Origin of the sequence: Georgenia ruanii (assembly GCF_009193175.1) — a bacterium.
GTDB lineage: Bacteria > Actinomycetota > Actinomycetes > Actinomycetales > Actinomycetaceae > Georgenia > Georgenia ruanii.
In genome coordinates this window covers 69,101-92,589 of sequence record NZ_VUKE01000003.1, presented here as the reverse complement: position 1 = coordinate 92,589, position 23,489 = coordinate 69,101, and the positions used below count along the sequence as shown (strand labels likewise).

The window sequence follows — 23,489 nt, the reverse complement described above, 5'->3', positions numbered from 1 at the left end:
CACGACGGCGGCCAGCAGCCCACGTCGGCGCATCAAGCTCGCCGCTGGGCCGGGACCGGCATGCGGCTGAGCGGGCGCGCCGGGTTGCCGCCGTAGCGGGTGCCCTCCGGCACGTCCGTGCCCTTCATGAGGAAGGAGTCGGCGGCCAGTGTCGCCCCGCGCTCGAGGGTCACGCCGTAGTGGACGAAGGCGCGCACGCCGAGAGTGGTGTCCGGACCGATCTCGATGGCCTCCATCTTGAACGCCCCGTCCTCCATCGAGTGGCACTGGATGTCGCTGCCCGCGTTGAGCGTGGCACGGTCGCCGATGCTGACGAGGGTCTTTTCGACGATGCCGGCGCCGTCGTCGAAGACCCGGCGGCCGATCCGGACCCCGAGGAGTCGCCACACCAGAGGCTTGAACGGTGTGCCGTTGAAGATCGCCGCGCTCTCGCCGAAAAACTTCCAGTGGCGCTCGTGCCGCCAGAAGCGCGCGTCGTAGATGGAGCAGAAGAGCGGCTCGAGGGGGCGGAACCGGCGGGAGGCGTTCTCCAGCAGGACCGAGGACCCGACGGTGAACAGCACGAGGGCGACGCCGGCGCCCACGACGGCAAGCGCGCCGACGTCGTCCGCCGTGCCCGCGCCCACGGCGATGGCCAGGAGGGCGAGGACCATCCGCACCCACTGGGCGAGCAGGTACAGCGCGAGCGTGCCGGCGTTGTGCCGGTTCTTCCCCGGCAGCGCGGCGGCCAGCCCCTCGGGGGTGCGGCGGTCGTCGAAGGACCGGTCGCGGTCGACCGTGCGCGGGATCTCGAACGGGGGCGAGCCCAGGAGCCCGACGCCCTCCCGGAGCGGCCCGTCGACCGGCACCATGACCTTCGTCGCCAGGAGGCAGTTGTCCCCCACGCGGGCGCCGGCCGGGAAGTTGATGTTGTTCCCGAGGAAGTTCCTGGCCCCGATGGCGGCGGTGCTCACCCGGAAGGAGGTGCTGGAGTAGTCGGCATTCATGACGGACAGCGCGTCCGAGATCATGGTCCCCGACCCGATGACCGTCAGGTGCGGGTTGACGTGCTGGAGCGCGACGCCGAAGTTCGAGCCGGTCTGCACCAGCCCGGGCTGGTGGTAGCCGAGCAGGCGGAGGTAGTGGACGACCAGCGAGCTGTCGCCGGAGATCCGCATGAGGAACCGGTTGTTGGTCAGCCGCCAGACGGCCCGGTGCGCGGCGTAGGCGAAGCCGTACAGCGGGTAGGTCCTCCCAGGGACCACGAACCTGCTCAGCAGCCGGGGCACGGTCACCACCGCGACCAGCATCGCGGCGAGCCCGCCGAAGTACAGCACCGTGGCGGCGACGAGCAGCACGACCCAGAACTCCGCACGGTTCGCCTGGATGTGCCCGAGGTTGGCGTAGGCGTAGAAGTTCGTCCCCCCCATCGCGAGGAGCAGGAACCCGACGGGGGCGACCAGCCCGAGGCGGTTGAGCACCACCATGACGCCGTAGGCCGCGCGCCGGCCGGCACCGCGGGGCACGGGCGGGACGACGTCGTAGTCCGTGGCGGTGCGGCGGGCCGGTGACCCGTGCCAGTGCTCCCCGGCCGGCACCCGCTGACCGCGGTGCAAGGAGGAGGTGTGCCCGAGCTGGGACCGGTCGCCCATCTCCGTGCCGATCTCGATGACGGAATGCTCGCCCACGAGGACGTCGCGGCCGATCGTGACGCGCCCGGTCTGGATGCGCCCGGCCTCGGCGCGGTAGCACCGCACGTCGGTGTCCTTGCGGATGACCGTGCGGTCACCGACGGTGAGCAGGTCGGGGCAGCCCACGGGCGCCGTCGTCAGGATCGTCACGTCCCGGCCGATGTGGGCGCCGAGCGCGCGCAGGTAGAGCGGATAGAGCGGTGTGGCGACGAAGAACCGCATCGGGTTGATCGTCAGCGTGGCCTTGAGGAACCAGAAGCGCACGTACCGCAGGCTCCAGACCGGGAGCTCTCCCTCGGTCCAGCGCCCCACCAGCAGCCACTTCAGCGCGACCGGGACCAGGGCGGTCGCCAGGACGGTGCCCATCCCGAAGCTCACCGAGCGGACCCACATGTCCACGAGCCCGGTGCCCGCGGCGACCCAGTTGTACCCGACGACGGCCCCGAGCGCGAGGAGGTAGGAGTACGCCAGCACGAGGGCGGTCTGCAGGGCCCCGCACAGCACGAACGCCCCCGCGCCCACCTGGGCCACGGGCTCCGGTTCCTCGGCGGCGTCGGCAAGGTCGGTGGCGTCCTCCGCCGCCGCGTCGGAGACCTCGGCCAGCTGCCGCACGGTCGGGTGCTGGTAGAGGTCCTGGATGGCCAGCGGCGGGAGGGTGGTGTGCTGGCGGACCCGCGCCGCGAAGTGGGCCAGCAGCAGGGAGTTGAGCCCGAGGTCCTCGAAGAAGTGCGCCTCGACCGAGACCCGGTCGAGGCCGAGGACCTCGGCGAGCTCGCGCGCGAGCGCCTCCTCGGTGGGGGTCGCCGGCGGCACGACGTCTCCCTCGGGGGCACCGCGCCGGGTCGGCGGCGGCAGGCTCTTGCGGTCCGCCTTGCCGCTGGGCAGCATCGGGATCGTCTCGAGCCGCTCGAGGTAGGCGGGCACCATGTACGCGGGCAGCCGCTCGCGCAGGCGCCGCACCAGCTCATCCTCGGCGGCGGGAGCGTCCCGGCGCGCCGTGTAGTAGGCGGCCAGTTCCACCACGCCGGGCCGCGGCTCGTGGGTGGAGACCACCGCCTGGGCCACCCCGGGGGCCTGCAGCAGCACGGACTCGATCTCGGACAGCTCGATCCGGTAGCCCCGGACCTTCACCTGGGTGTCGATGCGGCCGTGGTACTCGATCCGCCCGTGCTCGTCGAGGCGGCCGAGGTCCCCGGTGCGGTAGATCCGTCCCGTCGGGTTGTCCGGCATCCCGAGGAAGTCGGGGATGAACGCCTTGCGCGTCAGGTCGTCCCGGCCGACATACCCGCGGGCCAGCCCCACCCCGGCGATGCCGATCTCGCCCATCTCGCCCGGCGGCAGGGCGCGGGCCTCCTCGGGGTGGAGGATGACCGCGGAGTACGTGGGCAGCGGGACGCCGAGGGTGACCGGCTCGTCCGGGTCGACCACGTCCCACGTCGCCGTCACGGTCGCCTCGGTAGGGCCGTAGACGTTGAGGAACCGGCGCCCGTCCCGGTGCCAGCGCACGATGAGGTCGCGCGGGCACGCCTCGCCGGAGACCAGCAGGAACCGCAGCTCGGGCAGGTCCTCCTCGAGCGTGGCCAGCAGGGTCGGCACGCAGCACATGGCCGTGACCCGGCGCTCGCGCAGGAAGGTCGCGAGCTCGAGGCCGAGCAGGCTGCCCCCCTGGGGCCGCGGCACGAGGGTGGCCCCCACCATCCACGGCACCCAGATCTCCTCGACGGAGAAGTCGAAGGCGATCGTCATGCCCTGGTAGACCCGGTCGGTCGGGTCGTAGCCGTAGACCTCGGCCGCCACGCGCACGAAGTTGCAGATGCTCGCGTGCTCGACGGCGACGCCCTTGGGCCGCCCGGTCGACCCGGACGTGTAGATGATGTAGGCGAGCTCCTCGGCCGCTCCCCCGGCCGGCCCGGGCTGGAGGCGGGAGTCCTCGGCGGTGGCCAGCGCGGGGGCCGCCTCGTCCAGGCAGACCACCCGGGCGCCGGTCCGTGTCAGGCGTTCCCGCAGGTGGGAGACGGTCAGCACGGTCGTCGCGCCGGCGTCGGCGACGATGTAGTCGATCCGGTCGTCGGGAAACCCGGCGTCGAGCGGGACGTAGGCGGCCCGCAGCTTCAGCACCGCCAGCATCGCGGTGTAGGCGCTCACGGCGTGGTCGAGGAGCAGGGCCACCCGGTCCCCGGGCCGGGTGCCCCCGGCGAGCAGGTAGCGGGCCAGGCCGTTGGCGCGCCGGTCGAGCTCGTCGTAGGTGAGCGCCTCCTCGGGGGCGTCCACCGCCAGCGGGCTGGACCCGTCCGGACGGCGGAGCCGGTCGCACGTCTCCTCGAACAGCGACTCCATCCGCTCCCCCGGGCGCCACCGCAAGGTCCGGTCCGCCCGCGGCACGAGCACCGGCCCGAGCAGGTCGACCTCGGTTCGGGTCGTGGTCATGCAGCCCTCCCCTGCTCCCCGACGGCGCTGACGGCGTCGACGAGCACGCCGCAGGCCGCGGCGACGTGGTCCTCCGTGACATTCAGCGGTGGCAGGAGCCGGACGACGCAGCCGTCCCGGCCGCCGGTCTCCACGATGACGCCGTGGCGCAGTGCCTCGGCCTGGACCGCCTCGGCCAGCTCGCCGTCCGGGCGGCCGGTGCCGGGGTGGACGAGCTCGATGCCCCACATCAAGCCCCGGCCGCGCACCTCCAGCACCCAGTCAAGGGTCTCCAGCGGCGTCAGCAGCGCGGCGACCTGCGCGCCCCGCTCCCGCACGTTCTCCAGCACCCGGTCCCGGCGCACGATCTCGACCGCGGCCGCGCCGGTGGCGAAGGCCAGCTGGTTCCCGCGGAACGTGCCGATGTGCGCGCCGGGGGCCCAGCGGTCGAGCTCCTTGTCGTACAGGATCACGGCGACCGGCGTGCCGATGCCGCTGAGCGCCTTGGACGCGACGATGACGTCCGGCTCGATGTCGTACTGCTCGAACGCGAACCAGGTCCCGGTGCGGCCGCAACCGGTCTGGACCTCGTCGACGATGAGGGGGATGCCGAGCTCCCGGGTGAGGCGGCGCACCCGCTGGGCGAACTCGTACGTGGCGGGGATGACGCCGCCCTCGCCCTGGACCATCTCCATGATCACCGCGGCGGGCAACGGGATGCCGCCGAGGGGGTCGGTGAGCGCGTTCTCGAGGTAGTGGGCGCACCGGGTGCCGGAGGACTCCTTGCTCAGCCCCAGCGGGCAGCGGGCGCAGTAGGAGTAGGGGAAGAAGTGGACGCCCGGCATGCCGCCGCCCACCGGCGCCTTCTGCTCGACGAGCCCGGTCACCGCCATGGCGGCGGCGGTGCTGCCGTGGAAGCCGCCGGCGAAGCTGACGATGTCGTCCCGGCCGGTGGCGGTCTTGCACAGCTTGATGGCCGCCTCGACCGCGTTCGCCCCGGTGGGGCCGCAGAAGTGGATCTTCATCCGGTCCTTCAGCGCGGCGGGGAGCATGGAGAGCTGGGCGGTGACGAAGTCGTCCTTCGCGGGGGTGGGCAGGTCCAGGCCGTGGGTGAAGATCTCCAGCTGGCGGGCCGCCACGCGCACGAGCTCGGGGTGGTTGTGCCCGAGGGAGAGCACCCCGGCGCCGGCGAGGAAGTCGATGAAGACGTTGCCGTCGACGTCGCGGACCAGCGAGCCCCGCGCGTCCGCGATGGCGATGGGGAGGTGGCGCGGGTACGTGCGCGCGTTGGACTCGCGCTGCTCCTGACGCTCGAGCAGGACGCGGGAGCGGGGACCGGGAAGGTCGCCGGCGACCATCGGGCCGGCGAAGCCCTCCTCGGTCAGGGCCGGGGGTGAGGTGGGAACGGGCAGGGTCAGGGGCTGGATTGCCACGCGGATCGACCTCCGTCATCGAGGGGGCGGGATGGTGCGGCACCCGCCGAGGACGCGCGCCGCCCGGGCGCGCACATCTGGTCACACGAGCGCCGGCACCTCCGCCCACGTCGCGGAGAACGCCTCGCCGACCGCGTCCTCGGCCCGGGCCAGCGCGTCGGCCCGGACGACCACGGCGATCCGGAACTCGGAGGCCGAGATCATCTCGACGTTCACGCCGGCGCGGGCCAGTGCCGCGAGCACACGGGGGAAGACGCGGTGGCCCTGACGCATGCCGAACCCGCGCACCGAGAGCAGGGCGATCTCCTCGTCGCGGTCGACGGCGAGGAACCCGACGTGCTCGCGCGCCTCGCGGAGCAGCTTCACGACGGCGGGCCCGTGCTCGGCGGGGACGGTGAAGGAGATGTCGGTGCGCCCCGACCCGAGGGTGCCGGCGTTCTGCACGATCATCTCGACGCGGACGCCGGCGCGGGCGACGAGGCGGAAAATCCGGGCCGCGGCACCGGCCGCGTCGGGGACGCCGGTGACGGTGACCTTCGCCTGGTTCGGGTCGGCCGTCACCCCGGTGACGATGGGTTGCTCCAGCTCCACGGGCTCGCCCGGGACGCTCCGTCGGTCAGGCAGGACGAGGGTGCCGGGCTCTTGCGTGAAGGACGACCGGACGTGCAGGACGACGCCGAAGCGGCGGGCGTACTCCACGCAGCGCGGGTGCAGCACCTTGGCGCCGGCTGCCGCCAGCTCCAGCATCTCCTCGCTCGTGAGGGAGGGGATCTTCCGGGCGGCGGGCACGACCCGCGGATCCGCCGAGTAGACGCCGGCGACGTCCGTGTAGATCTCGCACTCGGCGGCCCCCAGCGCGGCGGCCAGCGCGACCGCAGTGATGTCGGACCCGCCCCGGCCGAGCGTCGTGACCTCCTTCGTCGACCGGGACTCCCCCTGGAATCCGGCGACGACGGCGATCCCGTCCTGGCGCAGGAAGCTGCGGATCCGGCGGGGGTTGACGTCCACGAGATGGGCCTTGCCGTGGGTGCCGTCGGTCACGAGGCCCGCCTCCGGACCGGTGAAGGCCCGCGCGCTCACCCCCCGATCGGTCAGGGCGAGGGCGAGCAGCGCCGTGGAGATCCGCTCCCCGGCGGAGAGCAGCACGTCGAGCTCGCGTGCGGACGGGAACGGCGTCACGCCGTTGGCGAGGTCCAGCAGCTCGTCGGTGGTGTCGCCCATCGCGGAGACCACGACCACGACGCGGCGGCCGGCGGCACGCGCCTCGAGGACCCGGTGCGCCACGCGCCGGATGCTGACGGGGTCGGCGACCGAGGACCCGCCAAACTTCTGCACGACCAAGGCTTCGCGCGGGCGCCGTCGCACGGCGGCGTCGGGAACCCATGCGTCCGTCGTGATGTCGGGCTCCAACCCTGGCGAGCGACCGTACACGGCCCCTCCTCTGCTGTCCCGGAGTACGGATGTGGTTGCTGGTCCTCGGACCTGACGTGCTGCCGAGCCGGTCCGGCAAGGACGCCCCCGGCCCCGGCGACCCGCCGCCGCTGGCGGGTCGCGCGCGTCCGGTGGTGGGAGACCGGTCGGGTCAGGAGCTGGCGGACGCGGTGCGCACGTCCGCCGCCGAGTGCCCGGCGCGGCGCTGCTGGGGTCCTTGCCGTGGTCGTCATCGGTCTGGCCTCGTGGCGTTCGATCGATGAACCATGAAGGACCTGGCTGAGTGAAACCTGAGGAATCTGAACAATTCGTCAGGCAGGTGAACCGGTCCGCCCGCGTCGTGTGGGGGCGGCGCGGACGGCGTCGTACCGGGCCCGCGCTGCCGGTGCCGCTAGCGGGCGGGCGGTCCGCCGGCGCCGGGGGCGGCGGGCACGGCGAGCGCCGTCGCGACGTACCCGCGACCGCCGCGGCGCGCGGTGCGCCACCGCCCGGCGAGCCCGCTGATGCGGGCACCCCCCGCGGCGGGCCTGGCCATCCGCAGCGCCACGGTGAACGTACCCCCGGGCGCCGGCCGGACCAGGCAGTCGCCGAAGTCCAGCCACCGCCGGGTGAGCGGGAACCAGGCCTTGTACACGCTCTCCTTCGCGCTGAACACCAGCCGGTCCCAGGCCACGTCCGCCCGCGTGCCGGACAGCCGGGCCAGGAGCGCGCGCTCCTCGTCGGTCGTGACCAGCTCCCGGACCCCAGCGGGGAGCGGCTCGTTGGGCTCGGCGTCGACACCGACGGCGGCGATCACGCTGGCGCGCGCGACGGCCGCCGCGTGGTAGCCGTCGCTGTGCGTCATGCTCCCGACGACGCCCTCGGGCCACCGCGGCGCGCGGGCGGCCCACGCCGGGACGTCCCGGTCGAGGAGGATCGGCTGCGGCGCCACGCCCAGCTGGGCCAGGGCGCGGCGGGCGCAGGACCGTGCCGCGGCGAACTCGCGGCGCCGCTCCGGGGTCGCCGCGGCGACCAGGGCCGCCTCCTCGGGAGGCAGAGCCGCGGCCGGGCCGGTGGTGAACGTCTCGACCACGACCACGTCCGGGACCAGGCCCGCGAGCAGCGGTGCGCCGTCGCCGATCTCGCTCACCGACCACCTCGCAGGGCCGCGGGCACCTCCCGGCATTCTCCGCCGGGTAGCCCCCGGGCGCGGGCCGATCAGAACAAGGTGGCATCCTGGCGCTCGAGGTCGAGCAGGTACCGCTTGCGCTCGACGCCCCCGGCGTAACCGGTGAGGCTGCCGTCGGCGCCGATGACCCGGTGGCACGGCACGATGATCGAGACCGGGTTGCGGCCGTTGGCCCCGGCCACGGCCCGCACCGCCTGCGCGGTGAGGCCCAGCTCCGCCGTCAGCTCCCCGTAGGAGCAGGTGGCCCCGTACGGGATGCGGGTGAGCGCCTCCCAGACCCGCCGCTGGAAGGGGCTACCGGCCGGGCGCAGCGGGACGTCGAAGGTGCGCCGCCGGCCGCCGAAGTACTCCCCCAGCTGCCCGGCGACGACCGCGAGGGCGTCGTCGTCGCGCGGCCCGAAGGTCGCGGCGTCCGGGACGTGCTTGGCGCGCTCCATGTAGAGGCCGGTCAGCGCCTCGCCGTCGGCCACGAGGGTCAACGTGCCGACGGGCGAGTTCACCAGTGCGTACGTCATGGCGCCTCCTCTGTTGTCCCGACGGTAGACGCCGGCACCGACACGTTCGTGAGGCGCCGCGCGCGGCGCCGGCACCGGGCGCCTGCCGGGTCCGCGCGCGACGGGTCACCGCACGTGGGCGGCGGGGGGCAGCGGCAGGCTCGGCTCGTTCGGGCCGGCCACCGTGACGACCGCCTTGCGCACCAGCGGCACCGCCTCGCACGCGGCCTCGACCCGGCGCAGCTGCGGCGCGACGGCGGACTCCACGACGTCCCCCTCGAGGTCGACGCTCGCCACGAGGAAGACCTGCCGCGGGCCGACGAACTCCAGGTGCAGGTACGTCACCCGGGCCACCTCCGGCAACGAGCACAGGTGGCCCAGCGCGCCGGCGGTGAGCCGCTCGTCGGCGGCCTCACCCACGAGGAAGCGGCGGTTGCGGTCGATCAGCACCACCGCGACCACGCCGAGGAGCAGGCCCACGGCGATCGAGCCGAGGGCGTCGGGCACCGGCGAGCCCGTGAGCTGGTGGGCAAGCAGCCCCGCGAACGCCAGGACGAGGCCGACGAGCGCGGCGGCGTCCTCGGCGAAGACCCCCCGCAGGGTGGGGTCGGAGGTCTCCAGCGCGTGCTCGAGCGGATCCCGGCGCACCCGCCGCGCCTCGCTCCGCACCTGCCGCAGCGCCTGGAGGAAGGAGACGCCCTCGAGGCAGAACGCGACGGCCAGCACGACGTAGCCGACGGCGAAGTGGGCGGCGGGCTCGGGGTTGACGAGCTCCTGCACCCCGTGGGTGATGGAGACCGCCGAGCCGAACGCGAAGAGCCCGAGCGCGGCGAACATCGACCACACGTAGGCCTCGCGGCCGTAGCCGAGCGGGTGGGCGCGGTCCGGCCGGTGTCGCGAGCGCCGGTCGGCCACGAGCAGGAGCACCTCGTTGCCCGTGTCCGCCCACGAGTGGGCCGCCTCGGCCACCAGCGAGGCCGACCCGGTCAGCGCGGCGGCGACCGACTTCGCCACCGCCACCAGGGCGTTGGCCCCCAGCGCGACGACGACCGTGAGGTTCACCGGCCCATTGCAGCACCGGGCCCGACGGCCCGCCGCCGGAGGACCCGCCGCCGGAGGACCCACCGGAGCACCCACCGCCGCAGGATCCGCTCCGGGGCCCGGCGGGTGCTCTCCCGGGCGATCGTCCCGGCGCGGGATGATGGCGCCAGGACGTCGGAGGGAGCCGGGTTGGACGGGCACGCGGGCCACGGGCACGCGCACGGGCACGGGCACGGGCCCGAGGACACGGGCCGGCGCCGCCTCGCGGTGGCCTTCGGCATCACCGCGACGGTGCTGGTGGCGGAGATCGTCGGCGCGGTGTGGACCGGCAGCCTGGCGCTGCTCGTCGACGCCGCGCACATGCTCACCGACTCCGCCGGCCTGCTGCTCGCGCTGATCGCCGCGTCCCTGACGCTGCGCCCGCCCACGCCCCGGCGGACCTGGGGCTTCCGACGGGCCGAGGTGCTCGCCGCCGCGGCGCAGGCCGCCGTGCTGCTCGCCGTCGGCGTCTACGCCCTGGTGGAGGGTGTCCGGCGGCTCATGGCGCCGCCGGAGGTCCCCGCCGACGGGCTGCTGGTCTTCGGCGTCATCGGCCTGGCGGCCAACCTCGTCTCCATCGCGGTGCTCGCCGGCGGCCGCTCGTCCACCCTCAACCTGCGCGCGGCCTTCCTCGAGGTCGTCAACGACGCGCTGGGCTCGGCCGCCGTCATCGTCTCCGCCGTCGTCATCGCCACGACCGGCTGGACCCGGGCCGACGCCGTGGCCGGCATGCTCATCAGCGCCCTCATCGTGCCGCGCACGATCATGCTCCTGCGCGAGACGGGCAGCGTGCTGCTCGAGTCCACCCCGCGCGGGCTCGACCTCGACGACGTGCGCGCCCACCTCCTCGAGCTGCCGCACGTGCGGGAGGTGCACGACCTGCACGCCTCGCAGATCGCCTCCGGCCTGCCGGTGCTCTCCGCGCACGTGGTGGTCGACGACTCCTGCTTCCACGACGGGCAGGCGCCCGGCCTGCTCGCGGCGCTGCAGCGGTGCGTGGCGGACCACTTCCCGGTCAGCGTCGCCCACTCCACCTTCCAGCTCGAGCCGGTCACGCACCGCCCGCACGAGGGACCGGTCCATCCCTAGCCCCGGCCGCGGAGCCGGCGGGGCCGGCCGCGAGATGTGGCCAGCCCCTCGTGCGCGGCGCACGCCGGGGCACGTCGCGGACGATAGCCTCAGGCAGTGAGGATCTTCGACGGGGACGCCGGCAAGGTGGCCATCATCTTCCCCGGCAGCGGCTACACGCCTGACCGACCATTGCTCCACTTCGCGCGCATGATCGTCCGTGACGACGGCTGGTCCGGCCGCGACGTGTGGTGGCCCGAGCTGCCCCCCGACGGCACCGACGCCCTGGGCACCATGGTGCGCGACATCGCCTGGCGCGAGCTGCACTCCGACGCCGGGGCGACCCACCGGCTGGTCATCGGCAAGTCGCTGGGGAGCCTCATCGCGCCCCTGGCGGCGGACATGCGCGTCCCCGGCATCTGGCTGACGCCGCTGATGCGCAACGCCGACGTCCTCGCGGGCCTGGCACGTCAGGAGGCCCCGAGCCTGCTCATCGGCGGCACGGCGGACCCGCTGTGGGACGGCGACGCCGCGCGCCGCACCGGCCACCAGGTCCTGGAGATCGAGGGCGCGAACCACAGCCTGGAGTTCCCCGGCGACGCGCGCCGCTCGGTCGCCGCGCTGGCCAACGTCGTCGCCGCCATGTCCGACTTCGTCGCCGGGCTCGACGGGAGCTGAGCGGGTCCGCGGGGGCGCGCCGCGTGCGCCCCCGGCCGGTGCGGGCCGGTCTCACCCGGCAGACGCGGCGTCGGCGTCCGTACGATGGGCCCCCGACCTGCGAGGGAGCCCCATGCCGAAGACCGCCAGCGTCGAGCTGGACCACGCGCTCGAGCCGTTCGTGCTCGCCCTGGACGTCGGCTCGACGGCCTCGCGCGGCGGGCTGTACGACGCCGCCGGGCGGCCGGTGCGCGGGCTGCGCCACAAGGTCCCCCACCAGTTCCGCACCGCCTCGGACGGCACCTCCGAGATCGACCCCGACGCCGTCCTCGCCGAGGTCGCCGAGGTCATCACCGAGGTCACGGGCCGCCTGCCGGGCCGGCGCCGGATCGCGGGCGTCGCCCTGGACACGTTCGCCTCCTCGCTCGTGGGCGTGGACGACGACGGCGCCCCGCTCACCCCGTGCTACACCTACGCCGACTCCCGCTGCGCCCCGCAGCTGCGGCAGCTGCGCGGCGAGCTCGACGAGGCGGCCGTCCAGCAGCGCACCGGCACGCGGCTGCACACGAGCTACCTGCCCCCGCGCCTGCGGTGGCTGCGCGAGACCGCACCGGACACCTTCGCCCGCGCGGCGCGCTGGCTGTCCCTGGGCGAGTACGTGCACCTGCGGCTGCTGGGCACCACCGCGGTCGGCACGTCGACGGCGGCGTGGACCGGGATGCTGGACCGGCGCGCCGGCGCCTGGGACGCGGAGATGCTCACGGCCGCGGGCGTCGACGCCGGCCACCTCTCCGAGATCCGCGACCCCGACCGGCCCCTCCGCGACGACGGGCGTGCCGGCCGCCGCTGGCCGGCGCTGACCGGTGCCGCCTGGTTCCCGGTCATCACCGACGGCTTCGCCAGCAACATCGGCGCCGGCGCCGGGGACGAGTCCGTCATCGCGGCCGCCGCCGCCACGAGCGGGGCGATGCGGGTGGTGCTGCACGGCCACCCCGACACCATCCCGCCGGGGCTGTGGTGCTACCGGGTCGACGCCTCACGCACCCTGCTCGGCGGGGCGCTCAACGACGTCGGCCGTGTGGTCAGCTGGCTCGAGGACACGCTCCGGCTGGACCAGGACGGCCTCGCCGTCGACCGCGAGGCCGCCCTGCTCGCCCCGCCGGACGACGGCGCCCCGGTGGTCCTGCCCTACCTCACCGGCGAGCGCAGCACAGGCTGGGCGGGCGGCGCCCGCGCCCTGTTCGCCGACGTCACGGCCGCCACGACGCCGACGCTGCTCTACCGCGGGGCGCTCGAGGGCGTGGCGCTGACCTACGCCCGGGTGGCCGAGCAGCTCCAGCAGGCCGGCGGGCGGGCCCACCGCATCGCCGCCAGCGGCCGGGTGACGGCCGACCACCCTGCGTGGTTGCAGGTGCTCGCCGACGCGCTCGGCGCTCCCGTGGAGCACGTCACGATGAAGCGCACGACCCTGCACGGAACGGCGCTCATCGCGCTCGAGGTGCTCGCCCCGGACGTGCCGCGGGCGCCGGTCGAGACGGGCCGGACCTACGTGCCGGTCGCCGGGCGCACCGAGTACTACGCCACCCGCCGGACCCGGTACCAGCAGCTGTACGAGGCGGTCGTGGCCCCGACCGGGTGAGTCAGAGGTAGTCCCACCAGTCCTTGAACCTCTTCGGCTCCCCGTGGTAGCCGTGCCGGGTGTCGAAGAGCGGGTTCTTCTTGGGGTGGTCGGTGCCGCCTTGCCTCGGGCTGTCCGTCGGGTGCTGCGCGGGAGCCGGGGCGGAGGCGGCGGGGTGCGCGGCCGCCGCGGCCGCGGCCGTGGTGGCGAGCGCGCCGCTCGCGCCGCCCAGCACCGCGGCGCCCAGGCCGACGGCGGCAAGGCCACGGACGATCCGGCGGTACATAGGACGCCCTCTTCCGCATCGAGCTACGAGCCACATCGTGGGACCTGCGGCTGACAAGGGCCTGAGTGCTCCTGACGGACGTGTCAGCCAGATAACCGGCCGCCGTCGCTCGGCGGCGCGGCGCGGAGGGACGGGGTCGGGCCGAGCGGACGTCCCGCTCGGGATCAGGCGGTGGCGGGGGCGAGGACGATGTCGAAGCGGGTGCGGGCCCAGGCCTGGCCGGCCAGGTCGCGCCCGTCCGGGGTGGGCGTCCCTGGGGCCTGCTCCTCGAAGCGCTTGATGAGGGAGTCCTTGACGCCGAACACCGAGTCGCCGATCTCCAGCTGGGGGTCGCCCTCGACGAAGATGTGCGTGACCAGGGTCCGGTACCCCGGCGCGGTGACCATGAAGTGCAGGTGCGCCGCCCGCACCGGGGAGCGGCCCACCGCGGCGAGCAGCTGGCCCACCGGCCCGTCGTGCGGGATCGGATACGGGGTGGGCGTGAGCCCCCAGAAGGCGTAGGCGCCCTGGGCGTCGGCGGTCAGCCAGGCCCGCCCGGCCACCCGGTCGTCGTCGTACTGCACGTCGTAGAAGCCGTCCTCGTCGGCCTCCCACACCTCGATCCGCGCCCCCGGCACCGGGCGGCCGTCGGTGTCGGTGACCGTGCCCTCCACCCAGCACGGCGTCCCGGCCGCGCCGCCGGCGATGTCCCCGCCCCGCGGGATCTCGGGGGCGTCGGCGACGAAGAACGGCCCGAACACGGTGGCCTCGGTGGCATTCTTGTACGCCGCGTTGTTCACCGCGATGGTCTGCATCGAGGCGCCCAGGACGTCGGAGAGCAGGATGAACTCCTGGCGCTTGTCGTCGGTGAGGTGCCTGGCGGCGGTCAGGAACGCGATCGCCGCGTCCCACTCGGCCTCCGTCAGCCGCACGTCCCGGATGAAGGCGTGCAGGTGCCGGGTCAGGGACTGCATGACCTGGCGCAGGCGCGCGTCCTCGCAGCCGGCGAAGCTGGCCACGACCCGGTCGGTCAGGTCCTGCTCGCGGGCGGACTGCTCCAGAGCCGCGCCGGCCGGCGCGGTCGGGGTCGTGGGGGTGACGGTCTCGGACATCACGGGTCTCCTCTGCGGTGAGGGCGCCGACCGGTGGGGCGGCTGGATGGGGTGGCGTCCCTCAGCGCGCCAGGGCGGCGGGAGGGGTGAGTGCTCAATGAGCGAGCGTGGCGGTGGGGGCGGCGCCGGTCAGGGCGGCGGTCAGCAGCGCGGTTATCGCCGCCTCGGTGACCGGCACGGGGTTGGACGGCGGGGCCGCCTTCACGATCCGGTCTACCGCCTCGGGGATGTCACCGGCGGTCAGCCCGTAGTCGGCCAGCCTCGACGGCGCCCCGAGCGCCTCGTACAGCCGGTTCAGCGCGCCCACGGCCGCGGGCACCGGGTCCTCGCCCTCCCCCACGGGTGCGCCGAGGGCGGCGGCCAGCCGGCCGGCCAGGGCCGGCACCGCCGGCGCGTTGTAGGCCAGCACGTGGGGCAGCACCGTCGCGTGCGTCTCGGCGTGGGGGAGGTCGAACGTGCCGCCCAGGACGTGGCAGATCTTGTGGTGCAGCCCCGACCCGGCCGAGGCGAACGCCACCGCCGCCAGGTAGCCCCCGTACAGCGCCTGCTCCCGCCCGGTCAGGCCCTCCGGCTCGGCGACGATGCCGGGCAGCGCCACCGCCAGGGCCCGGACCCCCTCCAGGGCCAGCGCCTGGTTGATCGGGTCCGCCCGCGGCGCCCACAACGAGTCCACGCAGTGCGCCAACGCGTTCAGGCCCGACGCCACCGACAGCCCCACCGGCAGCGACGTCGTCAACGCCGCGTCGTAGACCACCGCGGCCGGCAGCACCCGGTCATCCACCCCCGTCGTCTTCGTCCGGTCCTCGGTCAGCCCCCACACGTTCGTCGCCTCCGACCCCGCGTACGTCGTCGGCACCGCCACCACCGGAATCCCGGTGGTCAGCGCCACCGCCTTGGCCAGCCCGGTCGTCGACCCCCCGCCCACGCTGACCAGCAGGTCCACGCCGTGCTCGGCCGCCGCCGCCCGCGCCGCGTCGGCCGTGGCCACCGGCACGTGCTGGACCACGTCGTCGAACCACACCGCCACCTCGACCTGTCCGCACACCCGGGCGGCCAGCTCGCGCTCGCGCGACGAGGCGATCGCCATCACCCGGCGCGCCCCGCGGCGGGCGACCTCGGCGGCCAGGTTCTCCGCGCCCCGGCCCGCACCGAAGACGACCCGCTGCCCCAGCGTGACGTGGTCGAAGCTCATGGTCATGGCTCGGTGCTCCTTCTCGGGCGAGGGCCGGGACGGGTGGGTGCCGGCCGAGGGCAGGTCGGTGAGGACATGATCGAGCGCCTTGCAGGTGCACGGTAGCGGGCGTCGTGGCCGCGACCGAGCAGTCCGGACGCCGGACGACGACGTTGGTCCGGATCCGGCAAGGAGGTACTTCCCCGGACGCCACCCCGGCCTCACGTCGTCTCGAAGACGTACCCCATCCCCGGCTGGGTGAGGATGTGGCGCGGGTGCGCGGGGTCCGGCTCCAGCTTGCGGCGCAGCTGGGCGGTGTAGACCCGCAGGTACCCGGTCTCGGTGCCGTATCCCGGGCCCCAGACCTCCTGGAGGAGCTGGCGGCGCCCGACCAGCCTGCCCCGGTTGCGCACGAGGACCTCCACGATGGCCCACTCGGTGGGCGTCAGGCGCACCTCCCGGCCGGCGCGGAGGACGCGCCGCCGCGCCAGGTCGATGGTCAGCTCGCCGGCCTGGACCACCGCCTCGGACCCGTCCCCCGGCGCCGCCCGGCGCACCGCGGCCCGCAGCCGGGCGAGCAGCTCGTTCATCGCGAACGGCTTGGTCACGTAGTCGTCGGCGCCGGCGTCGAGCGCCTCGACCTTGTCCTCCCCGTGCTGGCGGGCGGAGAGGACGACGATGGGCATCCGGCTCCAGCCGCGGATGCCCGCGATGACGTCCATGCCGCTGACGTCGGGCAGCCCCAGGTCGAGCAGGACGACGTCGGGGTGCCAGCTCGCCGCGAGGTCGAGGGCGTGCCGCCCGTCCAGCGCGGTGGCGACCTCCCAGTCGTGGGCGCGCAGGTTGATGGCCAGGGCGTGGACGAGGCCGGGTTCGTCGTCGACGACGAGCACGCGGCTCATGCGGCCACCTCCTCCGCCAGCGGGATGGTCAGCACCATCGTCAGCCCGCCGCCCGGGGTGTCCTCGGCGACGAGCTCGGCGCCGACCGCGGCCGCCAGCCCCTGCGCCACGGCGAGCCCGAGCCCCAGCCCGTCGCTCGAGGCGTCGCCGAGCCGCTGGAACGGCTCGAACATGTGCTCCTTCTTCTCCTCGTCCAGCCCCGCTCCGGTGTCGATCACCCGCACCTCGAGGTGCTGCTGCGTCGCGGAGGCGGTCACCCGCACGGGCGCGCCGGGAGGCTGGTGGCGCACGGCGTTGGACACCAGGTTGGCCACGACGCGTTCGAGCAGCCCGGGATCGGTCTGGACCAGCGGCAGGGTCTCCGGGACGTCCACGTCGACCGCGGCGGCATACCCCTCGGTCGCCAGCGGCACGATCTCCTCGAGGCTGGTGGTGCGCACCACCGGCCGGACGCTGCCGGTCTGCAGCCGGGACAGGTCCAGGAGGTTGTCGATGAGCCGCTCCAGCCGGGCCGTGGCCTCCCCGACCGTCCCGGCCAGCGCCGCGGTGTCCGCCGCGGAGAGGTGGAGGCCGGGGGCGAGCAGCCCGTCGATGGCGGCGCGGATCGTGGCCAGCGGCGTGCGCAGGTCGTGGGAGACGGCCGCCAGGAGCGCCGTGCGGGTCGCCTCGGCCTGCTCGAGCACCTGAGCCTGAGCCGCCTGCTCGCGCACCCGGCGGTACTCCAGCACGTTGTGCGCCTGCGCGGCGAAGGCCTCCAGCACCCGCCGGTCGGCGGCGGCGAGCACCCGCCCGCGCAGCGCGAGCACCCGGCCGGGGTCGATGTCGACGACCGTCTCGGCCTCCTCGGGCACCCGGGCAGGCTCCGCGCCGTCCTCCGCCACGGTGCGCCAGCCGCCGTCGTCCTCGGCCAGGAGCGACACGGCCGCCAGGTTGAACGTCTCACGCAGCCGCGCGACGAGCGCCCGCGCGGTGTCCTCGCCGGACAGGACCGAGCGGGAGATCTCCGCCAGCGCCGTCGCCTCCGCCCGCGCCTGGGCGGCCTGGGCGGTGCGCCGCCCCGCCCGGTCGACCACCGACGCCACGGCCGCCGCGACCAGCACGAAGACCGCCAGGGCGAGCAGGTTCACGGGGTCGGCCACGGTCAGCCGGCCGGTCGGGGGGACGAAGAAGTAGTTGACGGTGAGGAACGCGAGCACCGCGCTGGCCAGCGCCGGCCACAGCCCCCCGATCAGGGCCACCACCACCGTCAGGGCGAGGAACAGGGCCAGCTCGGTGGACAGCCCGGCCTGGGAGTGGGCCAGGTGCAGCGCGCCGGTGAGCAGGGCGGGCCCCACGACTGCCAGCACCCAGCCGGCGGCGGTGCGCAACGGCCGCAGGGGCATGTCCGGGCGGCGGGCGCGCCGGCCGGCCCGCGCCTTCTCGTGCGTGACCAGGTGGACGTCGATGCTCTCGGCGTGGCGGGCCACCTCCGAGCCGATGCCCCCGGTGAGCGCCTCCGACCAGCGGCTGCGCCGGGAGACGCCCACGACGATCATCGTGGCGTTGACGCCGGTGGCGAAGTCGACGACGGCGGTGGCGACGTCCTCCCCCACGACCGTGTGGAACGTCCCCTCGAGCTCCTCGACCAGCCGGCGCTGGGCGGCGAGCGCGGCCGGCGGGGCGGCGGGCAGGCCGTCGGTGGGCAGCACGTGCACCGCGAGCAGCTCCGAGCCGGCCGCGCGTTGCGCGATCCGGGCGCCCCGGCGGACGAGCGTCTCGCTCTCCGGGCCGCCGGTGACCGCCACGACGACCCGCTCGCGGGTGGGCCAGGGCTCGGCGATGGCGTGCTCGCGGCGGTAGCTCAGCAGCGCGTCGTCGACCCGGTCCGCCAGCCACAGCAGCGCCAGCTCCCTCAGGGCGGTGAGGTTGCCGATCCGGAAGTAGGAGGACAACGACGCGTCGATCTGGTCGGCGCGGTAGATGTTGCCGTGGGCGAGACGCCGCCGCAGCGCCTGCGGGGACAGGTCGATGAGCTGGATCTGGTAGGCCCCCCGCACGACGTGGTCGGGCACGGTCTCGCGCTGGCGCACGCCGGTGATCGCCTCGACGTCGTCGTTGAGGGACTCCAGGTGCTGGACATTGACCGTGGTGACGACGTCGACGCCGGCCTCGAGCAGCTCGTCGACGTCCTGCCAGCGCTTGGCGTGCCGGGCGCCGGGCACGTTGGTGTGCGCCAGCTCGTCGATCAGGGCGACCTCGGGGGCGCGGCGGAGCACGGCGTCGACGTCGAGCTCGGTGAAGGTCCGGCTGCGGTAGGTCAGCGTCTGCCGGGGCACCACCTCCAGCCCGGCGAGCAGGGCCTCCACCGGGGCCCGGTCGTGGGTCTCGACGTAGCCGACGACGACGTCGGTGCCGCGCGAGAGGCGCCGGTGCGCCTCGTCGAGCATGGCGTAGGTCTTGCCCACCCCCGGGGCGGCGCCGAAGTACACCGTCAGGCGCCCCGGCCGGGCGGCGTGGCCGGGTCGCGCGGCGTCGCCGGGTCGCGCGGCCCGGTCCGGCTGCGCGGCCTCGTGACCCAGCCCGACGGTGTTCACCGCACCATCGTCGCCAGGGCGAGGTCGAGCTCGAGGACGTTCACCCGCGGCTCGCCCAGCACGCCGAGGTCCCGGCCCTGGGTGTGCCGGGACACCAGCGCCGCGACGGCGGCCTCGGGCAGGCCGCGGACCCGGGCCACCCGCGGCACCTGCAGGCGGGCGTACGCCGGGGAGATGTGCGGGTCGAGGCCGGACGCCGAGGCCGTGACGGCGTCGGCCGGGACGTCGGCGGGCGGCACGTCCTCCTCGGCGGCCACCGCGGCCCGGCGCCGCGCGACGGTGGCGGCCAGGGCCGGGTCGAGCGGGCCGAGGTTCGAGCCGCCGGAGGCGAGAGTGTCGTAGCCCGGTCCGGCCACCGAGGGTCGGGGGTGGAACCACCCGGGCCCGCTGAGGTCCTGGCCCACGAGCGCCGAGCCGACCGCGTCGGCGGCCGCGGTGATCCGCTCGCCGTGGGCGCTGACGAGGGAGCCGTTCGCCTGCCAGGGGAACGCCAGCTGGGCGAGGCCGGTGACCACGGCGGGGTAGACGAGCCCGAGCAGGACGGTCAGGGCGAGCAGCAGCCGCAGCCCCGCCAGGCTCTGCCGGGCGAACGCCACGACGGTGGGCCCCAGGGCCGCCCTCGGGGGGCGGGGGGCGGGGGTCACGACGCGATCCCGGGGAGCAGGGAGACGAGCAGGTCGACGAGCTTGATGCCGACGAACGGGGCGATCAGCCCGCCCACGCCGTACAGGAGCAGGTTCCGGCGCAGCAGCACCCCGGCCGCGGCGGGCCGGTACCGCACCCCGCGCAGGGCCAGGGGGATGAGGGCGACGATCACGAGGGCGTTGAAGATGACCGCCGAGAGGATGGCCGACTGCGGGCTCGCCAGGCGCATGACGTTCAGGACGCCGAGCTGGGGGAACACGCCCGCGAACATCGCGGGCAGGATCGCGAAGTACTTCGCGACGTCGTTGGCGATGGAGAACGTGGTCAGCGCCCCGCGGGTGATGAGCAGCTGCTTGCCGATCCCGACGATCTGGATGAGCTTGGTCGGGTTGGAGTCGAGGTCGACCATGTTGCCCGCCTCCTTCGCCGCCGTCGTCCCGGTGTTCATGGCGACACCGACGTCGGCCTGGGCCAGGGCGGGCGCGTCGTTGGTGCCGTCGCCGGCCATGGCGACCAGCCGGCCGCCCTGCTGCTCGCGGCGGATGAGCGCCAGCTTGTCCTCGGGGGTGGCCTCGGCGAGGACGTCGTCCACCCCGGCCTCCGCGGCGATGGCGCGGGCGGTGAGCGGGTTGTCCCCGGTGACCATGACGGTGCGGATGCCCATGGCGCGCAGCTCCTCGAACCGCTCGCGCAGCCCGCGCTTGACGACGTCCTTGAGGTGGACCACCCCGAGGGCGCGGGCCGGGGCCGTCCCGCGCTGCTCGGCGACGACGAGCGGGGTGCCCCCGGTGGCGCTGATCTCGTCGACGAGGCGCTCGACGTCCTCGCCCACGTGCCCGCCGGCGGAGTGGACCCAGGCGGCCACCGCCGCGGCGGCGCCCTTGCGGATGCGGCGGACGCCGCCGTCGACGGGCAGGTCGAGCCCGCTCATCCGGGTGCGGGCGGCGAACGGCACCAGCTCGGCGCCGGGCAGCTCGCCCGTCTCCCGGGCGCGCAGGCCGTGCTGCTCCTTGACGAGCACGAGGACGCTGCGCCCCTCCGGGGTGTCGTCGGCCATCGAGGAGAGCTGGGCGGCGTCGGCCAGGGCGGCCGGGTCGACGCCGGGGGCGGGGAGCAGCGCGGCCGCCTGCCGGTTGCCCAGGGTGATGGTGCCGGTCTTGTCGAGCAGGAGGACGTCGACGTCGCCCGCGGCCTCGACGGCGCGCCCGGACATCGCCAGGACGTTGCGGCGCACCAGCCGGTCCATCCCGGCGATGCCGATGGCCGACAGCAGCGCCCCGATCGTCGTGGGGATGAGGCACACGAGCAGCGCCACCAGCACGATCAGGGACTGCGGGGCACCGGAGTAGACCGCGAACGGCTGGAGGGTGACCACCGCCAGCAGGAAGATGACCGTGAGCACCACGAGCAGGATCCCCAGCGCGATCTCGTTGGGGGTGCGCTGACGCTCGCTCCCCTCGACCAGCGCGATCATCCGGTCGACGAACGTCTGCCCCGCCGGGGCGGTGATCCGCACGACGATGCGGTCCGAGAGCACCCGGGTGCCGCCGGTGACCGCGCTGCGGTCGCCGCCGGACTCGCGGATGACGGGCGCGGACTCCCCCGTGATGGCCGACTCGTCGACGCTGGCGATGCCCTCGACGACGTCGCCGTCCCCGGGGATGGTCTCTCCGGCCTCCACGATGACGACGTCGCCGACCCGCAGGGCCGAGGAGGGGATCTCCGCGGTGGGCAGGCCGGTCAGGGCGGTGGTGAACTCGAGCGTGTCGTGGGGCGCCACGACCCGGCGGGCGGTGGTGAGCTTCTGGGTGGCCCGCAGGCTCGCCGCCTGCGCCTTGCCGCGCCCCTCCGCCACCGACTCGGCGAGCGTGGCGAACAGCACGGTGGCCCACAGCCAGAGCGTGACCGCGATGGCGAAGAGGGTCGGGCGGACCGCCGAGAGCACCGTGCAGATCGCCGCGCCGATCTCGACGACGAGCATGACCGGGCTGCGGTAGAGCTGACGGGGGTCGAGCTTGCGCAGCGCGCCCGGCAGTGCGCGGAGGAGCTGGCGCGGGCCGAACGGCGTGACCGGGGCGGGCGTGTGCACCGCGCCGCGGGCGCGGGTGCGGGCGGGGCGGACGGCGGTCATGACAGCGACTCCACGACGGGGGCGAGGGAGAGCACCGGGACGAAGGTCAGCCCGGTGACGAGGACGGTCACGGCCACCAGCAGGCCGACGAACAGCGGCCGGTGGGTGGGCAGGGTGCCGGCGCCGGCCGGGACGGTCTGCTGGCTCGCGAGGCGCCCGGCCAGCGCGAGGACGAGCGCCATCGGCACGAAGCGGCCGAGGAGCATGGCCAGTCCGAGGGCGGTGTTGTAGAAGGGGGTGGCGGCGCCCAGCCCCGCGAAGGCGCTGCCGTTGTTGTTGGTCACGGAGGCGAAGGCGTACAGCACCTCCGACAGCCCGTGCGGGCCGGGCTGAGAGATCCCGGCGAGGCCCGCCGGCACCGACATCGCGACGGCGGTACCCACCAGGACGACGGCGGGCATCGTCAGCACGTACAGCGCGACCAGGGTGATCTCGCCGCGGCCGATCTTCTTGCCCAGGTACTCGGGCGTGCGCCCGACCATGAGACCGGCGATGAACACCGCCACGACGGCGAACACGAGCATCCCGTACAAGCCGGACCCGACGCCGCCGGGGGCGACCTCGCCCAGCAGCATGTTCACCAACGCCACCCCACCGCCCGGCGCGGTCAGCGAGTCGTGCGCGGCGTTCACCGCCCCGGTGGAGGTCGCGGTGGTGGAGGCGGCGAACAGGGCGCTGGCAGTCGGACCGAACCTGACCTCCTTGCCCTCGAGGGCGGCCCCCGCCAGCCGCGGCACCGTGCCGGGACCGGCCATCTCCGCCCAGGTCAGCAGGACGACGGAGGCGAACCAGATCGTGGCCATGGCGGCGAGGATCGCCCGGCCCTGCCGGGTGCTGCCCACCATGATCCCGAACGTCCGGGGCAGGGAGAACGGGATGACGAGCAGGAGGAAGACCTCGAGCAGGTTGCTCACCGGGGTGGGGTTCTCCAGCGGGTGCGCCGAGTTGGCGTTGAAGAACCCGCCGCCGTTGGTGCCGAGCTCCTTGATGGCCTCCTGGGAGGCCACCGGGCCGCCGAGCGCGTGCTGGGTGCCCCCGGCCAGCGTGGCGACCCCCGTGGGGCTCGTGAAGCTTTGGACCACGCCGGTCGCCACCAGCGCGAGGGCGGCGACGACCGCGATCGGCAGCAGGATTCGCACGGTCGTGCGCACGAGGTCGGCCCAGAAGTTCCCGACGCGGCCGTCCGCGCCGGAGCGCGCGAAGCCGCGCACCAGCGCCACCGCCACGGCGATGCCCACGGCCGCGGAGAGGAAGTTCTGCACGGCGAACCCGGCCATCTGCAGCAGGTAGCCCGCCGCCTGCTCGCCGGAGAACCACTGCCAGTTCGTGTTCGTCACGAACGACACCGCGGCGTTCCACGCGCCTGCCGGGTCCATGGGCGCCATGCCGAGGGAGAGCGGAAGGTGGTTCTGCAGGCGAGCGAGGGCGAAGAGGACGAGCACCGAGGCGAGAGAGAACCCGAGCAGCGAGAGCAGGTAGGTGCTCCAGCGCTGGTCGGCGTCGGGGTCCACGCGCAGGGCCCGGTACGCCAGGCGCTCGGCGCGCAGGTGCCGCGGTGAGGTGAACGTGCGCGCCATGTAGGCGCCGAGCGGGCGGTGCGCGACCGCCAGCGCGGCGATCAGGACGGCGAGCTGCCCGAGCGCCGCCGTGGCCGGGCTCATGAGC

The 23,489-nt window shown here is 74.8% G+C and carries 17 protein-coding genes; 3 read left to right on the top strand and 14 right to left on the bottom strand.

Translation table 11 applies throughout. From position 1 onward, the window contains the following. Nucleotides 1-32: 32 nt before the first annotated feature. From GD880_RS04865 to GD880_RS04840, 6 genes are all read right to left on the bottom strand, one after another. Nucleotides 33-4,097, bottom strand: a complete 4,065-nt coding sequence (locus GD880_RS04865) for a Pls/PosA family non-ribosomal peptide synthetase (RefSeq protein WP_226909388.1) — start codon at nt 4,095-4,097, stop codon at nt 33-35. Then, a complete protein-coding gene (locus GD880_RS04860; RefSeq protein ID WP_152230657.1) occupies nt 4,094-5,434 on the bottom strand; it encodes a diaminobutyrate--2-oxoglutarate transaminase family protein in 1,341 nt (446 codons plus the stop codon). Before GD880_RS04860 ends, GD880_RS04865 begins: the two co-directional genes overlap by 4 nt. 156 nt (nt 5,435-5,590) lie before the next feature. Further along, nucleotides 5,591-6,907 (bottom strand): aspartate kinase, encoded by a 1,317-nt coding sequence (locus GD880_RS04855; RefSeq protein WP_193314379.1) that lies wholly within the window; start codon nt 6,905-6,907, stop codon nt 5,591-5,593. Between the two features lie 424 nt (nt 6,908-7,331). Next, a complete protein-coding gene (locus GD880_RS04850; RefSeq protein ID WP_226909385.1) occupies nt 7,332-8,069 on the bottom strand; it encodes a 4'-phosphopantetheinyl transferase family protein in 738 nt (245 codons plus the stop codon). 68 nt (nt 8,070-8,137) lie between these two features. After that, complete coding sequence (locus tag GD880_RS04845; protein ID WP_152230498.1) at nt 8,138-8,623, bottom strand: methylated-DNA--[protein]-cysteine S-methyltransferase; 486 nt, start codon at nt 8,621-8,623, stop codon at nt 8,138-8,140. A 105-nt stretch (nt 8,624-8,728) separates the two neighbouring features. Next, on the bottom strand, nt 8,729-9,664 hold the full coding sequence (locus GD880_RS04840; protein WP_152230497.1) for a cation diffusion facilitator family transporter: 936 nt from the start codon (nt 9,662-9,664) through the stop codon (nt 8,729-8,731). Nucleotides 9,665-9,832: 168 nt separating this feature from the next. Between GD880_RS04840 and GD880_RS04835 the strand changes: the two genes are divergently transcribed. The 3 genes from GD880_RS04835 (at nt 9,833) to GD880_RS04825 (ending at nt 13,046) form a co-directional block, all read left to right on the top strand. After that, nucleotides 9,833-10,771, top strand: coding sequence for a cation diffusion facilitator family transporter (locus GD880_RS04835; protein ID WP_152230496.1), 939 nt, complete (start codon nt 9,833-9,835; stop codon nt 10,769-10,771). 96 nt (nt 10,772-10,867) lie between these two features. Continuing rightward, nucleotides 10,868-11,428, top strand: coding sequence for an alpha/beta fold hydrolase (locus tag GD880_RS04830; RefSeq protein ID WP_152230495.1), 561 nt, complete (start codon nt 10,868-10,870; stop codon nt 11,426-11,428). Between the two features lie 112 nt (nt 11,429-11,540). Next, on the top strand, nt 11,541-13,046 hold the full coding sequence (locus tag GD880_RS04825; RefSeq protein ID WP_152230494.1) for a gluconokinase: 1,506 nt from the start codon (nt 11,541-11,543) through the stop codon (nt 13,044-13,046). A gap of 1 nt (nt 13,047) precedes the next feature. Here the strand turns inward: GD880_RS04825 and GD880_RS04820 are convergent, their stop codons facing one another. The 8 genes from GD880_RS04820 to kdpA all read right to left on the bottom strand — a co-directional run bounded on the left by GD880_RS04820 (nt 13,048) and on the right by kdpA (nt 23,485). Then, a complete protein-coding gene (locus GD880_RS04820) occupies nt 13,048-13,311 on the bottom strand; it encodes a hypothetical protein (RefSeq protein WP_152230493.1) in 264 nt (87 codons plus the stop codon). Nucleotides 13,312-13,475: 164 nt separating this feature from the next. Then, nucleotides 13,476-14,402, bottom strand: coding sequence for a dioxygenase family protein (locus GD880_RS04815; protein WP_152230492.1), 927 nt, complete (start codon nt 14,400-14,402; stop codon nt 13,476-13,478). A 94-nt stretch (nt 14,403-14,496) separates the two neighbouring features. Then, nucleotides 14,497-15,600 carry a maleylacetate reductase gene (locus tag GD880_RS04810; RefSeq protein WP_152230491.1) on the bottom strand — a complete coding sequence of 368 codons (1,104 nt, stop codon included), beginning with the start codon at nt 15,598-15,600 and terminating at the stop codon, nt 14,497-14,499. Nucleotides 15,601-15,794: 194 nt separating this feature from the next. Further along, a complete protein-coding gene (locus GD880_RS04805) occupies nt 15,795-16,475 on the bottom strand; it encodes a response regulator (RefSeq protein ID WP_152230490.1) in 681 nt (226 codons plus the stop codon). Beyond that, nucleotides 16,472-19,048, bottom strand: coding sequence for a DUF4118 domain-containing protein (locus tag GD880_RS04800; RefSeq protein ID WP_319593245.1), 2,577 nt, complete (start codon nt 19,046-19,048; stop codon nt 16,472-16,474). The genes GD880_RS04805 and GD880_RS04800 overlap by 4 nt, the downstream gene beginning before the upstream one ends. After that, the gene (kdpC, locus tag GD880_RS04795; RefSeq protein WP_405002725.1) at nt 19,045-19,692 is read right to left on the bottom strand and encodes a potassium-transporting ATPase subunit KdpC; all 648 of its coding nucleotides are present in this window, start codon (nt 19,690-19,692) and stop codon (nt 19,045-19,047) included. Before kdpC ends, GD880_RS04800 begins: the two co-directional genes overlap by 4 nt. Then, nucleotides 19,689-21,824, bottom strand: a complete 2,136-nt coding sequence (kdpB, locus tag GD880_RS04790; RefSeq protein ID WP_152230489.1) for a potassium-transporting ATPase subunit KdpB — start codon at nt 21,822-21,824, stop codon at nt 19,689-19,691. Before kdpB ends, kdpC begins: the two co-directional genes overlap by 4 nt. Further along, nucleotides 21,821-23,485 carry a potassium-transporting ATPase subunit KdpA gene (gene kdpA / locus GD880_RS04785; RefSeq protein WP_152230488.1) on the bottom strand — a complete coding sequence of 555 codons (1,665 nt, stop codon included), beginning with the start codon at nt 23,483-23,485 and terminating at the stop codon, nt 21,821-21,823. Before kdpA ends, kdpB begins: the two co-directional genes overlap by 4 nt. Nucleotides 23,486-23,489: the final 4 nt, after the last annotated feature.